This is a genomic window from Streptomyces sp. NPDC088116 (assembly GCF_044741745.1).
Lineage (GTDB): Bacteria > Actinomycetota > Actinomycetes > Streptomycetales > Streptomycetaceae > Streptomyces.
This window is the reverse complement of record NZ_JBIUTF010000007.1, coordinates 406324-419785: the sequence shown is the minus strand read 5'-3', so window position 1 is coordinate 419785 and position 13462 is coordinate 406324. Positions and strand designations below refer to the sequence as shown.

Here is a 13462-nt window from a genome sequence, read left to right as displayed (position 1 = left end):
GTCAGACCCGCCCGTCGGCCGACCGGGATGCCGCCGCCGTGGCCGTACGGCGGCGGCTCACCGCCCAGAAGACACCGCTGCCCACGGCGACCGTGGCGGCCACCCCGATCGCCCCCGCGAGGCCGCCGGAGACCCGGGCGTCGGAGATGTCCTCGACGCCGTAGTCGGCGAGCGGGGAGCCGGCGCTGTGGTGCGGCTCGGTCTTCTTGTCGATGCCCTGGTCCGCGGCGACCTTCTCCAGGCCGTCGGGGGCGGCGGAGGCGTAGAAGGAGACGAACCCGGCCAGGACGAGCGCGGTGACCAGGCCGGTCGCCCAGACCCTGCGGGGGGAACGGGCCGCCACGGGTGAGGACTCGGGCGCCGCGTCGACCAGCTCCCCGCCGACCCGCAGCTTCAGCGGCGCGGACAGCCCCCGGGCGCCGTACACCAGATCGGGCCGCACGGCGATGACCGCGCCGACCGTCAGGGCGGTGATCGTGGCCTCGCCGATGCCGATCAGCACATGCACCCCGACCATCCCGGTCAGCACCTTGCCGATCGGGATGTCGGTGGTCCCGCCGACCGCGTAGAAGAAGGTGAAGGCGAGAGCGGCGGCCGGTACGGAGACCAGCGCGGCGGCGAAGGAGGACACGGTCACCGAGCGGCGCGTCCGGGGCAGGATCCTCACCAGCCCGCGGAAGAGCGCGTACGAGATCACGGTCGTCACCACGGCCATGTCGGTGATGTTCACGCCGAGCGCGGTGAGCCCGCCGTCCGCGAAGAGGATGCCCTGCATCAGCAGCACCACGGAGATACAGAGCACACCGGTGTACGGACCGACGAGTATCGCCGCCAGGGCTCCGCCCAGCAGATGACCGCTCGTCCCGGCCGCGACGGGGAAGTTGAGCATCTGCACGGCGAAGATGAAGGCGGCGACCAGTCCGGCGAGCGGCGCGGTGCGCTCGTCCAGCTCCCGGCGCGCGCCGCGCAGGCTGACCGCCACGGCGCCCACGGCCACGGCGCCGGTGGCGGCCGAGACCGGCAGGTTGATGAATCCGTCGGGGACATGCATGGCGGGACTCCGCTTCCTGCGGGGACGGCGGGGGTACTGAGCGTGCCGATGATAGTGCCCTATTGCAACCAATGCGCAAGAGCAGATGACATGCGAGATGGCACCCGGAAGATGTCCCCACCGACTATCGGATGTGACATCACCTCGACCGTGAGTTAATTGACTGAGTTTTGTAGGATTAGTACGAAATGCCTGCTATTCGGGGAGAGCTCAAAGGAGCCAGTCGATGCCTCCCATCGTCGAGCAGCCCGCCACAGCCCGTCTCATCACGGACGCTCCCCACCCCAGGACCGTCACCGTCACCCTCCGCTACGACAGCGCCGATCCGCTCGCCATGCGCGTCGTCTTCCCGCCCGAGGTCTCCCTCGACCAGGAGGGGGAGGTGATCTGGGCCTTCGCCCGCGATCTGCTCGACGCGGGCCTGCGGCTGCCCTCGGGCACCGGCGATGTACAGGTATGGCCCTGCGGACGGGCCCAGACCGTACTGGAATTCCACTCGCCGGACGGGGTCGCGGTGGTGCAGTTCGACTCCGCGCCGCTGCGCCGGTTCCTGGACGACTCGTACGCGCTGGTCCCGGCCGGCGAGGAGCGGCACGACATCCAGGTGGAGAACGAACTGGGCCGCCTGCTCCACAGGACCTGAAAAACCGACACAGCGGCCCGGCCGCACGCCCCTCAAGGGCGTACGACCGGGCCGTGTGCACCGCTCCGGCTCCGTCCCCACAGCGCCGGCGCGTCCCGGACCCTCGCTCCGCTCAAACGGCGGCCCGGAGTGGGAGAGAGCCGAAGCTCAGGTGCGCGCCAGCTCACGCTCCGAGCCGGGGCCGCCGTCCGGACCACCGGGCGCGTCGGCGAGCTGCCTGTGCAGGGCCTCGCCCTCGACGTCCACGTTCGGCAGCGCCCGGTCCAGCCAGCGCGGCAGCCACCACGCCTTGTTCCCGAGCAGCGCGAGCACGGCCGGCACGATCGCCATCCGCACCACGAACGCGTCGAAGAACACGGCGATGGCGAGCCCGAAGCCGATCATCTTGATCATCGACTCGCTGGAGCCGATGAAGCCCGCGAAGACGGCGATCATGATCACGGCAGCGGCCGTGACCACCCGCGCACCGTGCCGGAAACCGGTGACGATCGCCTCGTCGGCCCGCTCCCCGTGGACGAACGCCTCCCTCATCCGGGTGACCAGGAAGACCTCGTAGTCCATCGCGAGGCCGAACACCACGCCCACCATGAAGATCGGCATCATCGACATCACCGGACCGGTCTGCTCGACACCGATCAGGCTTCCGAGCCAGCCCCACTGGAACACCGCGACGACCGCGCCGAGTGCGGCGACCACGGAGAGCAGGAATCCGAGGGCCGCCTTGAGCGGCACCAGCACCGACCGGAAGACCAGCATCAGCAGCAGGAACGCCAGGCCGACGACGAGCGCGAGATACGGGATCAGCGCGTCGTTCATCTTCTGCGAGAAGTCGGCGTTCATCGCCGTGGCACCGCTGACCAGGACATCGGCCCCACGCTGCGCCTCGATCTCGTCACCCGTGTCACGGATGGAGTGGACCAGGTCCTCGGTCTCGACCGAGGACGGGCGGTCCTTGGGAATCACCGTGATGGTCGCGGTGTCGCCCGTCTTGTTGAGCGTGGACGGGGTGACGGCCACGACGCCGTCCATCTTCTTCACCTTGTCGGAGACCTCGGTGGCCGTCTCCTTGGCGTTGTTGTTGGCCTTGCCGTCGATCACGAGCATCAGCGGCCCGTTGAAGCCGGGTCCGAAGCCGTCGGAGAGCAGGTCGTACGCCTTGCGCTGGGTGGTGCTGGTCGGCTGCGACCCGTCGTCGGGCAGCCCCATCTCCAGCGAGGAGGCCGGGACCGCGATGACCCCGAGCCCGACCACGGCGGTGACCAGGACGGCGACCGGACGACGCAGCACGAAGCGCGCCCAGCGGGTGCCCATGTTGGCCTTCTCCTCGGCGCCCTCGCCCGCCTCACGGTTCTCGATGGCCCGACGGTCCTTGCGGCCGTGCACCCGCTTGCCCACGAAGCCGAGCCCCGCCGGAATGAGGGTGAGCGCGATGAGGACGGCGATCACGACCGTACCGGCGGCGGCGAAGCCCATCTTGCTGAGCATCGGGATATTGACGACGGCGAGCCCGACCAGCGCGATCACGACGGTGAGACCGGCGAAGACCACGGCGGACCCGGCGGTACCGACGGCCCGTCCGGCCGCCTCCTCGCGTTCCCGGCCCTCGGCCAGTTCGGCGCGGTAGCGGGAGACGATGAACAGCGCGTAGTCGATCCCGACCGCGAGGCCGATCATCATCGCGAGAGTCGAGGTGGTGGAGCCCAGGTCGAGCACGGTGGCGAGCGCGGTGATCGTGGAGACCCCGACGCCGACCCCGATGAGCGCGGTGAGCAGCGGCAGCCCCGCCGCGACCAGGGATCCGAAGGTGATCACCAGCACCACGGCGGCGACAGCCACCCCGATGATCTCCGTGGATCCCGTCTCCGGCGTGACCTGGAGCGCGTCCCCGCCGATCTCCACGGTCATGCCCTGGGTCCGCGCGTCGGCCCCGGCCTCTTCGAGCGCCGTACGGGTCGTCTCGGTCATCTCCATCGAGTTGACCTTGTACGAAACCTGGATGTACGCCGTCGAACCGTCCTGCGAGACGGCTTTCGCGTCGTACGGGTCGGTCACCGACGCGATCTGGTCCGAACCGTCCGACAACTCGCCGACGATCTCACGGACCTCCGCCTTGTGCGCGGCGTCGGTCATCTTCTCGTTCGCCGGAGCCTTGAAGACGATACGGGCGGTCGCACCGTCGGCACTGGCCCCGGGGAAACGCTGTTCAAGCAGGTCGAAGGCCTTCTGGGCCTCCGTTCCCGGTATGGAGAAGGAGCTGGATGTGGGGGCGGACGCGGTCGCCGCGCCTACTCCGGCGAGCGCGAGCAGTGCCACCCAGACAAGGGCGACAAGGCGTCGGCGCCGGAAGGCGAGCCGTCCGAGCTTGTAGAGAAACGTGGCCACGAGGGCGTACTCCCGGATCTATGGGTCGAAAACAGGGCATGGGGAGCCGGCCCGACGACGGGAGCGGAACGCGTCAGGTGGTTCAGTCGGTTCATGCGGGTGCAACGCTCAGGACCGGCGGGGGCCGGTGCGGGCGGTCAGACGCCGAGGGCGGGGAGGACCACGGCATCGATATAGGCGGCGAGGAATGCCCGGTCGATCGGCCGGTTCTCGACAAGCTGCCGGGCCGCGAAGGCACCGATCAGCATGTGGGAGACATAGGCCAATGCCGGGTTGTCCGCGGCGAGCTCACCGCGCTCCACGCCACGTCTCAACATCTCGTCGAGCCCGTTCAACTCGGGATCGATGAGCAGCTCACGCAACGCCTCAAGAAGTTCTGGATTGTCGTGTACGGCATGGAACAGGCCCCGCATCAGCGCGGAGTCCTTCTCCACCTGGCAGTCGTCGGTACGGGCCACCATCATCTCGAAGTCGCCACGCACCGAACCGGTGTCGATCTGTCCGATACTCACCGGCTTGTTGTGTCGCATCGCACGGGCGACCAGCTCGGGCTTGCTCCCCCACTGGCGGTAGAGGGTGGCCTTGCTGGAATGGGTACGGGCGGCGATGGCGTCCATGGTGAGGGCGTCATAGCCGACTTCCCGCAGCAGGTCGAGCACGGCGGCATACAGCTCGGCCTCACGTTCAGGCGTGAGTCTGCTGCGTGCCATGACCGACCTCCGACGTAGCGAACGAAACGGTTTCGTACAGTACGAAGATAACCCCGCCCCCGAACGAAACGAAACCGTTTCGCTTGTGGCCTGCGCCACTGTGCTTTCTGGACAGAACAGAACGCCCCCGCACCGCCACCCACCGGCCCGCAGACGGGGAATCGACGGGAGGGGGCCGGGGTCGCAGGAGGTGACGTGTCCGGACGTAAGGCGTGATGTGTGCCGCACACCGGCCCGAACCCGACCACGAGACCCGCACGCGGCGTAAATCATGCAGTCCGGACATGCGCCTCCGGAGCCCCCGGCCCCCGCACCCACAACGGCGACACGGCCCCCGCAACGCACCGCGCACCGCGCACCGCCTGACGGCTCCCCCACGGCGAAATACGTCGTCCCGGAGGCGCGCCCCGCCCCCAAAGGGCAGCATTGGGGGGTGAGTGACGACGTCGCGTATCTCCGCTTCCCGCACCTGCACGACGACTTGCTGTGCTTCGCCGCCGAGGACGACCTCTGGGTCGCCCCCCTCGCACCGGCCGGGCACCGCCCCGAACGCGCCTGGCGGTTGACCGTCGACCGCACCAGAATCGGTCACCCCCGTTTCTCCCCCGACGGCCGCCACATCGCCTACACGACCTGGCGCAGCCTCGACCCGGAAATCCAGCTGGCGCCCGTGGACGGCGGCCCGTCCCGCCGTCTCACCTACTGGGGCGCCACCGACACCCGTATCTGCGGCTGGACGCCCCCCGACAAGGACGGCGACGCCCAGATCCTCGCGGTCTCCTCGCACGGCCAGCCCTTCTCGTACTTCGCCTGGGCCTACAGCCTCCCCACCGACGGCTCCCCCGGCAGCAAGCTGCCCTGGGGCCCGGTGAGCGACATCGCCGTCGCGGACATCGACGGCGAGCGCCGTACGCTCCTGCTCACCGGCAAGCCGCCGCACGAGCCCGCCGCCTGGAAGCGGTACCGGGGCGGCGCGATGGGCCGGCTCTGGCTGCACGGCGAACGGCTGCTCGCGGACATCGGCGGCCATCTGGACTGCCCGATGTTCGTCGGCGGGCGCATCGCGTTCCTCTCCGACCACGAGGGCGTCGGCAATCTCTACTCCTGCCTGCCCGACGGCACCGGTCTGCGCCGCCACACCGACCATGACGCCTTCTACGCCCGCCATGCCTCGTCGGACGGGCACCGGGTCGTCTACCAGTGCGCGGGCGACCTCTGGCTGGTCGACGCGCTGACCACCGACTCGGTGCCGCGCAAGCTGGACGTACGGCTCGGTGGACCGCGTGTGGGGCGGCGCGGCTATCAGGTCCCGGCGGCCAGCCACGTCGACGGAATCTCCGTGGACGCGACGGGCCGGGCGAGCGCCGTGAACGTACGGGGCAGCCTGTACTGGCTGACCCACCGCGACGGCCCGGCCCGCACCATCGCGGACACGCCCGGCGTCCGGGTCCGGTTCGCCGAGATGCTCGGCAGCGGCGGCCAGGTCGCGTACGTCACCGACGCGGAGGGCGAGGACGCGATCGAGATCGCGTATCTGCCGAGGGCGAGCGGCGACCGTGAGCCCAGGCGGCTGGCTTCCGGGCAGCTGGGCCGCGTGAAGGAGATGGTCGCGGACCCGGACGGGGAACGGATCGCGATCGCGACGCACGACGGCAGGCTGCTGCTCATAGACACGGCGGAGGAGGCGACCGAACAGCCGGAACCACCGGAGCAGGCGGACGGTCCCGAACCACCCACCGAGCAACCGGCCGAGCCGTCCCCCGCCACGGAACCAACCACCACGGAACCGACCAGCACAACCCCACCGCCCACTACCGAACCCACCACCCCACCACCCACCACAACACCCACACCCCCAACCACAACAGCCCCGCCCCCAACCCCACCCCCCGTCACGGAACTGATCCGCTCCATCAACGGCCCCGTCACCGACATGGCCTTCTCCCCCGACGGCGAGTGGCTCACCTGGTCGCACCCCGGCGTGGGCCGTTCCCTCCGCCAGATCAAGCTGGCCAAGATCGCCGGAAGTTTCGCCCGTACGATCGTCGACGTCACCAACGGCCGCTTCGAGGACGAGAATCCGGTCTTCACCAGCGACGGCCGCTATCTCGCGTTCCTGTCCTGGCGCGGCTTCGACCCGGTGTACGACGTGCACACCGGCGACCTCTCCTTCCCGCTGGGCTGCCGCCCCTATCTCGTACCGCTGTCCTCCGCGACCCCGTCGCCGTTCGCGCTGTCCCCCGACGGCCGCCCCGCCGCCGGCGGACTCGACCCGGCCGTCAGTGAATCCGAGGGCGGTGCCTCGCCTGCGGCGCCCTCCGGGCAGGGCACGGTGATCGTCGAGGTCGAGGGCCTGGCGGACCGGGTCACTCCGTTCCCCGTCACCGCGTCCAAGTACTCGGCGCTGCACCCCGTCAGCGGTGGCGGCCTGGTCTGGCTGCGCTGGCCGATCTCCGGGGCGCTCGGCGAGACCTTCGCCAACCCCGCCGACATGTCGGGCCGTCCCACTCTCGAGCACTTCGACATCGCCAAGGCCCGCAAGAGCGAACTCGTGGGCCACCTCGACTGGTTCGCGCCGAGCGGCGACGGTTCGCGGCTGGTGGTCGTGGACGACGGCGAGTTGCGCGCCGTACCCGCGACCGAGCCCGGTGACAGCGATTCCACGGTCTTCCTCGATCTGCGCCGGATCCTGCACGACGTCGACCCGGCCGCCGAGTGGCGCCACGCGTACGAGGAGGCGGGGCGGCTCATCCGCGCCTACTTCTGGGAGCCGGGGATGTGCGGCATCGACTGGGACGGTGTCCTCGACCAGTACCGCCCGCTGGTCGAACGCGTCGCCTCCCCCGACGAGTTCGCGGATCTCCTGCGCGAGGTACTCGGCGAACTGGGCACCTCCCACGCGTATGTCTCCCCGGCCCGCCGCGACGAGGGCCCGCCCCACTACCAGCGCCCGATCGGCCTGCTCGGCGCCAATCTGGTGCTCCGGGACGGCGAGTGGATGATCAAGCGCATCCTGCCCGGCGACTCGTCCGACTCCAAGGCCCGCTCGCCGCTCGCCGGTACGGGCATCCGCGAGGGCGCGATCCTGACCCATGTCGACGGGCGGCCCGTCGACCCGGTGGCCGGTCCCTTCCCGCTGCTGGCCGCCGCCGGTGGCACGACGGTCGAGCTGACCTTCCGCCCCGCCGAACGCAAAGGCGCCTCCCGCCGCGTGGCGGTCGTCCCGCTCATCGACGAACGGCCGCTGCGCTACCAGGACTGGGTGGCCAAACGCCGTGAGGTCGTACGGGAGATCAGCGGCGGCAAGTGCGGTTATCTGCACATCCCCGACATGGGCGGCTCCGGCTGGGCGCAGTTCAACCGCGATCTGCGGCTGGAGGTCTCGCGGCCCGCGCTGATCGTGGATGTACGGGGCAACGCGGGCGGCCACATCAGCGAGCTGGTCGTGGAGAAGCTCACCCGTCGCATCATCGGCTGGGACCTGACGCGCGACGCCCAGCCCGTCTCGTACGCCTCGAACGCACCGCGCGGCCCGGTCGTGGCGCTCGCCGACGAGGCGACCTCCTCCGACGGCGACATGATCACCGCCGCGTTCCGGCTGCTGAATCTGGGACCGGTGGTCGGGCAGCGCACCTGGGGCGGGGTGGTCGGTATCACGGGACGCCACCGTCTCGGCGACGGCACGGTGATCACGGTGCCGATGAACGCGGCCTGGTTCGACGCGTACGGCTGGTCCGTCGAGAACCACGGCGTCGCGCCGGACGTCGAGGCCCTGCGTACGCCGCTGGACTGGGCGGAGGGCCGGCACGCCCAGCTCGACGACGCGGTGTGGGTGGCGCTGGATCTGCTGGCCGCGCACCCGGCGTCGACCCCGCCGGGGTACGGAGCGGTCCCGGACCTGCGCCGCCCGGACCTGCCACCACGCAAGAACGAGTAGCGAAAGACCCTGGCCCGGAGAACGAGTTCAGGCAGCAAGAGGCGCACCCGGCGAACCGGGTGCGCCTCTTGTACATGTCGGACGTGTCGGATGTGTCGGATGCGTCGCACGCGTCGGGCCGTCAACTCAGGTGTACGCGGACACCGTTCAGGCGTCGACGCTGTCGTCGAACTCGTCATGGACGTCCCGCGACTGCTGCCGCGCCTGGTCCTGCGCGCCGTGCCCGGCCTGACCGGGCCGCTGCGGCTGCCCGCTCCGACCCGGCTGCTGCGACTGCCCGCCCTGACCGGGCTGACCGGGCTGCTGCGGCTGCCCCGCCTGCTGGTCCTTCGCCTCGTTCGCCCTCGACTTCGCCCGGTCTTCGAGTTCCCGCGCCTTGTCCCTGAACTGGTCGGAAATGCCCATGGAAATTCACTCCTGGAAGGGTGTGGGGGTTACCCGGGGGGGGGGGTGGGATCTCGACCAGCCTTACATGCCCCGACATTCCATGCATTTCGATCACTTACGCTGCGTACGGCCCTTCTCGTCCGCCGCCCCGCCCGCGCCCACCAGCCCCCTCCGCACCCCGGCGAGCCGAGGCTCGAAGCGCCGCATCTCGCGCTGCCCGACCGACGCGATGAGCCCCGGCAGGAATCCCCTTACGGGCTGCATGCCGCGCAGCCACCCCTGCGCGTACACATGCGCGGAGCGCCGCTCGATCCCGGCGACGAGGCGGTCCACGGCGGGGCCCAGCGGATACGTACGGTTCGCCGGCCACGGCAGCCGCCCGCGCAGCTCCCGCATCGCGTCGTCCTCGTCCGCGCCCCGCACCATGTCGGTGTCCGTCCACGACAGATAGCCGACGCCGACCCCGACGCCCAGGTGGCCGACCTCGGCGCGCAGGCTGTGCGCGAAGGCCTCGACGCCGGACTTGGACGCGCAGTACGCGCTCATCATCGGCGCCGGACTGATCGCGGCGAGGGACGCGATCTGGAGGAAGTAGCCGCGGCTCTCCTTCAGGGCGGGCAGGAACGCCCTCGCGGTCACCGCGCCGCCGATCAGATTGACCTCGATGACCCGCCGCCACACGTCCGGGTCCGACTCCGCGAACGGACCGCCGCTCGCCACGCCCGCGTTGGCGACGACGATGTCCACCCTCCCGAACCGGCGCCCGGCCTCCCGCGCGACCCGCGCCATCGCCACATGGTCGGTGACATCCGCGTGCCAGTGGCCGCATTCCGTGCGCAGCCGGTCCGCGACCCGTTTCAGCTCGTCCGCCTCCAGGCCGACGAGCGCCACCTTCGCGCCACGCGCCGAGAGTTCGCGCGCCAGCAGCTCGCCGACACCGCGCGCAGCGCCGGTGACGACCGCGACCTTCCCCTCAAGCCGCCCTGCACGCACCCCCGTACCGCCCGCGCTCCTCGTACCCCTCGTACCGCCCGCGCCCCTCGTACCACTCGTACCGCTCATGCCACGTCCTCCTTCGCGGTCAGGTACGTGGTGACCAGCTCCCGGATCGCGGCGGTGACGGCTTCCGGGGCCTCCACCGGAGTCATGTGTCCCATCCCCGTGAGTTCGGTGAACGCGACGCAGTCGGGCAGCGCGGCGACCAGTGCCCGCGCCTGCACCGGCGGGGTCAGCCGGTCGGCGGTCCCCACGATCACGGCGGTGGGCACGCTCAACTCCCGTACGCCCGCGTCGAGATCCAGCGCGGCGAGGACGTGCGCCCAGCCCACCCGGCTGAGCCTCGGACAGGCGTGCACGAGCCCGGCGCACTGAGTCACGCGCTCCGGCGCGGAACCGGGCCCCATCGTCCCGTAGCGCAGAATCCGCTTCGACAGCGGCGTCACCGGCCCCAGCGGGGCGCGCGCGCCGAGGATCATCCGGGTGAGCCGCGTCCGTACGCGCCCGGGGCGCAACGGCACCACCAGGCTCTCCTCCACCAGCCGCGAACTGCCCGTGCTGCACAGCAACACGGCCCCCGCGTGCTCCCGGAAGGCGGGCCGCCGGACCGCGGCCATCAGTGTCATGCCGCCCATGGAGTGCCCGGCGAACACGGCCTTCTCCCCCGGCTCCAGGGTGGCGGCCAGCACCGCCTCCAGGTCGTCGGCGAGGGCGTCGGTGGAGTAGCCGTCCCGCCCCGGTACGGGCGAACGGCCGTGCCCGCGCTGGTCGTAGACGATCACCCGGTGGTCGACGGCGAGGTCCGCGATCTGCGCCGCCCAGAAGCGGGTCGAACAGGTCCAGCCATGGGCCAGGACGACGGCGGGACGGCGCGCGGCACCCCCGGCACCGGCCCGCACCGGTCCATGGACCTCCACATGGATACGGGAGCCGTCGGCGGAGACGGCGGTCAGTTCACGCCCCTGCGGCACTGCGCTCATCGGACGACTTCCTTCCCATCGGGCACTTGATCCCCGCCGGCCGGCTCCTCAACCACCCTCAAGTGCCGCCCGGAACGGATCACTTCGTACTCCGAGAGGTCGACCTCGCGCGTGGCCCGCCGGAATTCGGCGGTCGTCCCCGGCCAGACGGTGGTGTTACGGCCGCTCTCGTCCAGGTACCAGCTGGTGCAGCCACCGGTGTTCCACACGGTCCGCTCCATCCGTGCCTGCACCCGCCGGTTCCAGGCGCTCACGGCCGAGGGCCGGGGCACCAACGCCACGCGCGCGCCCGTCTCCCCGGATCCGCCCGGCCCTCCCCGCCCGCCGAGGCCGTCCAACTGCCGCAGGTAGTCGGCCAGGTAGTTCAGCTGCGACTCGATCATCAGGATCATCGAGGAGTTCCCCAGCCCGGTGTTGGGCCCGATGATCGTCATCCAGTTGGGGAAGCCCACCGCCGTCGCCCCGCGCAGCGAGCGCATCCCGTCCTTCCACGCCTCCGCGAGCCTGATCCCGTCGGCGCCCACCACCCGCTCGGCGATCGGCATGTCCGTCACATGGAAGCCGGTCCCGAAGACGATCGCGTCGGCCTCGGCCTCCGTACCGTCCACCGCGACCAGCGTGGAGCCGCGCACCTCCGCCAGCCCCGAGGCGACGACCTCCACATTGGGCCGGGCGAGCGCCGGGTAGTAGGTGCTCGACAGCAGGATGCGCTTGCAGCCGATGCGGTACGAGGGCGTCAGCTCGGCCCGCAGCGCCGGGTCCTTGACCGACTTCGCGATATTGGCCTTGGCGAGGGACTCGACGAGCCCGAGTTCGTTCGGCCGCTTGGTGAAGGCGTGGACCTGCAACTCCCTGATGCCCCAGAGGAGTTTGCGCCGCAGGGCGCCGGTGAGCGGCAGCGCCCGGTGCAGCCGCCGCTCGGGTGCCGAGATCCTCCGGTCGAAGCGCGGCAGCACCCACGCCGGTGTCCGCTGGAAGAGCGTCAGCCGCCCCACCTCGGGCTGTATCGCCGGCACGATCTGGATCGCGGACGCGCCCGTACCGATCACGGCGACGCGCTTGCCGCGCAGATCGTAGCTGTGGTCCCAGCGCGCCGAGTGGAACACCTTCCCCGGGAACCGCGCCAGCCCCGGTATCTCCGGAGTCCTGGGATCCGACAGCGGCCCGGTCGCGGAGACGACCACCTCGGCGGTGAACGTCCCCCGCGAGGTCTCGATCTCCCAGCGCAGCGCGTCGCCGTCCCAGCGCATCAACAGCATGTCGTGGTCCAGCCGCAGGTGGGGCCGGAGCCCGAAGGTGTCCGCGACATGCTCCAGGTACGCCCTGATGTGCCGCTGCCCGGAGAAGGAACGCGGCCAGTCGGGGTTGGGCGCGAACGAGAACGAGTAGAGATGCGAGGGGATGTCACACGCGCATCCCGGATAACTGTTGTCCCGCCAGGCCCCGCCGACCGAACCGGCCCGCTCCAGGACGACGAAGTCGGTGATCCCCTCCCGGCGCAGCCGGACCGCCGCCCCCAGTCCACCGAACCCGGACCCGATCACCGCCACACGTACGTGCTCGTGCTGACCCATGTCCCCTCCAGACCACGCCAGTAATCACTGGCACGATCTGGAGAGTAGAGCAGCTCCGTACTGGTGGGTAGGGGTTGGACACAAACAAGTTACCGGGAGTACGACATACGCTCCCGGTATGGCACAAGGTCACCAGCCCCGCGAGTACCGCATGGAGGAACTGGCCCGCGAGGCGGGCATCACGGTGCGCACCCTGCGCTTCTACCGCGAGCGCGGCCTGATCCAGCCACCCCGGCGCGAGGGCCGGATCGCCTGGTACGGCGACCGCCACCTGGCCAAACTCCGTACGATCGCGGCCCTGTTGGAACGCGGCCACACCCTCAACGGCATCGCCGACCTGGCCGCCGTCTTCGACAGCGGCCGGGACGTCAGCGAGGTCCTGGGGCTGGGCGAACCCACCGAGGAGACCCCGGTCCGGCTCTCCCCCGAGGAACTGGCCGACTACTTCGAGGGCGAGGTCACCGCCGAGAATCTCGCGGCGGCCCTCGACCTCGGCTATCTGGCCACGGACGGCGAGGAGTTGGTCCACATCAGCCGCCGCCTGCTGGAGGTGTCGGCGGCCCTGGTCCGCGAGGGCGTCCCCCTGGCCGCGATCCTCGAAGCCGGCCGCCGCGTCCGCGTCCACACGGAGGCCCTGGCCGAACTCTTCGCCACCACGCTCCGGACCCACACCGCCGCCGACACCGCCACGGACCCGGCCAAACTGCGCCCGCTGGCGCAGAGCGTGGTGGAAGCGGAACTCTCCATGGCCCTGGACCGCCACCTGCGCACCGCACAGGACTGACCGGCCCCGGAGCCGGAC

General features: G+C 70.8%; 10 protein-coding genes. 3 read left to right on the top strand and 7 right to left on the bottom strand.

Annotated features, from left to right (window positions below; genetic code table 11):
• Window position 1 precedes the first annotated feature (1 nt).
• On the bottom strand, window positions 2–1051 hold the full coding sequence (locus tag ACIOJD_RS28040; RefSeq protein WP_401918569.1) for an energy-coupling factor ABC transporter permease: 1050 nt from the start codon (window positions 1049–1051) through the stop codon (window positions 2–4).
• 226 nt (window positions 1052–1277) lie between these two features.
• Between ACIOJD_RS28040 and ACIOJD_RS28035 the strand changes: the two genes are divergently transcribed.
• Window positions 1278–1694, top strand: a complete 417-nt coding sequence (locus ACIOJD_RS28035) for an SsgA family sporulation/cell division regulator (protein WP_401918567.1) — start codon at window positions 1278–1280, stop codon at window positions 1692–1694.
• A gap of 147 nt (window positions 1695–1841) precedes the next feature.
• On the opposite strand, the gene ACIOJD_RS28030 is transcribed toward ACIOJD_RS28035, so the two are convergent.
• The gene (locus ACIOJD_RS28030; RefSeq protein WP_401918566.1) at window positions 1842–4076 is read right to left on the bottom strand and encodes an MMPL family transporter; all 2235 of its coding nucleotides are present in this window, start codon (window positions 4074–4076) and stop codon (window positions 1842–1844) included.
• 137 nt (window positions 4077–4213) lie between these two features.
• On the bottom strand, window positions 4214–4786 hold the full coding sequence (locus ACIOJD_RS28025; protein ID WP_401918565.1) for a TetR/AcrR family transcriptional regulator: 573 nt from the start codon (window positions 4784–4786) through the stop codon (window positions 4214–4216).
• 433 nt (window positions 4787–5219) lie between these two features.
• On the opposite strand from ACIOJD_RS28025, the gene ACIOJD_RS28020 reads away from it, so the two are divergent.
• A complete protein-coding gene (locus ACIOJD_RS28020; RefSeq protein ID WP_401918563.1) occupies window positions 5220–8723 on the top strand; it encodes a S41 family peptidase in 3504 nt (1167 codons plus the stop codon).
• Window positions 8724–8870: 147 nt separating this feature from the next.
• On the opposite strand, the gene ACIOJD_RS28015 is transcribed toward ACIOJD_RS28020, so the two are convergent.
• The 4 genes from ACIOJD_RS28015 to ACIOJD_RS28000 form a co-directional block, all read right to left on the bottom strand.
• On the bottom strand, window positions 8871–9128 hold the full coding sequence (locus tag ACIOJD_RS28015; RefSeq protein WP_401918561.1) for a hypothetical protein: 258 nt from the start codon (window positions 9126–9128) through the stop codon (window positions 8871–8873).
• A gap of 93 nt (window positions 9129–9221) precedes the next feature.
• Complete coding sequence (locus tag ACIOJD_RS28010; protein WP_401918867.1) at window positions 9222–10103, bottom strand: SDR family oxidoreductase; 882 nt, start codon at window positions 10101–10103, stop codon at window positions 9222–9224.
• 65 nt (window positions 10104–10168) lie between these two features.
• A complete protein-coding gene (locus ACIOJD_RS28005; RefSeq protein WP_401918560.1) occupies window positions 10169–11086 on the bottom strand; it encodes an alpha/beta fold hydrolase in 918 nt (305 codons plus the stop codon).
• Window positions 11083–12660 carry a flavin-containing monooxygenase gene (locus tag ACIOJD_RS28000; protein WP_401918558.1) on the bottom strand — a complete coding sequence of 526 codons (1578 nt, stop codon included), beginning with the start codon at window positions 12658–12660 and terminating at the stop codon, window positions 11083–11085. Before ACIOJD_RS28000 ends, ACIOJD_RS28005 begins: the two co-directional genes overlap by 4 nt.
• Window positions 12661–12778: 118 nt before the next feature.
• Between ACIOJD_RS28000 and ACIOJD_RS27995 the strand changes: the two genes are divergently transcribed.
• Window positions 12779–13444 carry a MerR family transcriptional regulator gene (locus ACIOJD_RS27995; protein ID WP_401918556.1) on the top strand — a complete coding sequence of 222 codons (666 nt, stop codon included), beginning with the start codon at window positions 12779–12781 and terminating at the stop codon, window positions 13442–13444.
• The last annotated feature ends 18 nt before the right edge of the window (window positions 13445–13462 follow it).

What these genes read in the sequence shown, in the direction of transcription:
- ACIOJD_RS28000 (WP_401918558.1), bottom strand. Translation starts at nt 12,660, where the DNA reads ATGGGTCAGCACGAGCACGTACGTGTGGCGGTGATCGGGTCCGGGTTC.
- ACIOJD_RS28015 (WP_401918561.1), bottom strand. Translation starts at nt 9,128, where the DNA reads ATGGGCATTTCCGACCAGTTCAGGGACAAGGCGCGGGAACTCGAAGAC.
- ACIOJD_RS28025 (WP_401918565.1), bottom strand. Translation starts at nt 4,786, where the DNA reads ATGGCACGCAGCAGACTCACGCCTGAACGTGAGGCCGAGCTGTATGCC.
- ACIOJD_RS28040 (WP_401918569.1), bottom strand. Translation starts at nt 1,051, where the DNA reads ATGCATGTCCCCGACGGATTCATCAACCTGCCGGTCTCGGCCGCCACC.
- ACIOJD_RS28035 (WP_401918567.1), top strand. Translation starts at nt 1,278, where the DNA reads ATGCCTCCCATCGTCGAGCAGCCCGCCACAGCCCGTCTCATCACGGAC.
- ACIOJD_RS28005 (WP_401918560.1), bottom strand. Translation starts at nt 11,086, where the DNA reads ATGAGCGCAGTGCCGCAGGGGCGTGAACTGACCGCCGTCTCCGCCGAC.
- ACIOJD_RS27995 (WP_401918556.1), top strand. Translation starts at nt 12,779, where the DNA reads ATGGCACAAGGTCACCAGCCCCGCGAGTACCGCATGGAGGAACTGGCC.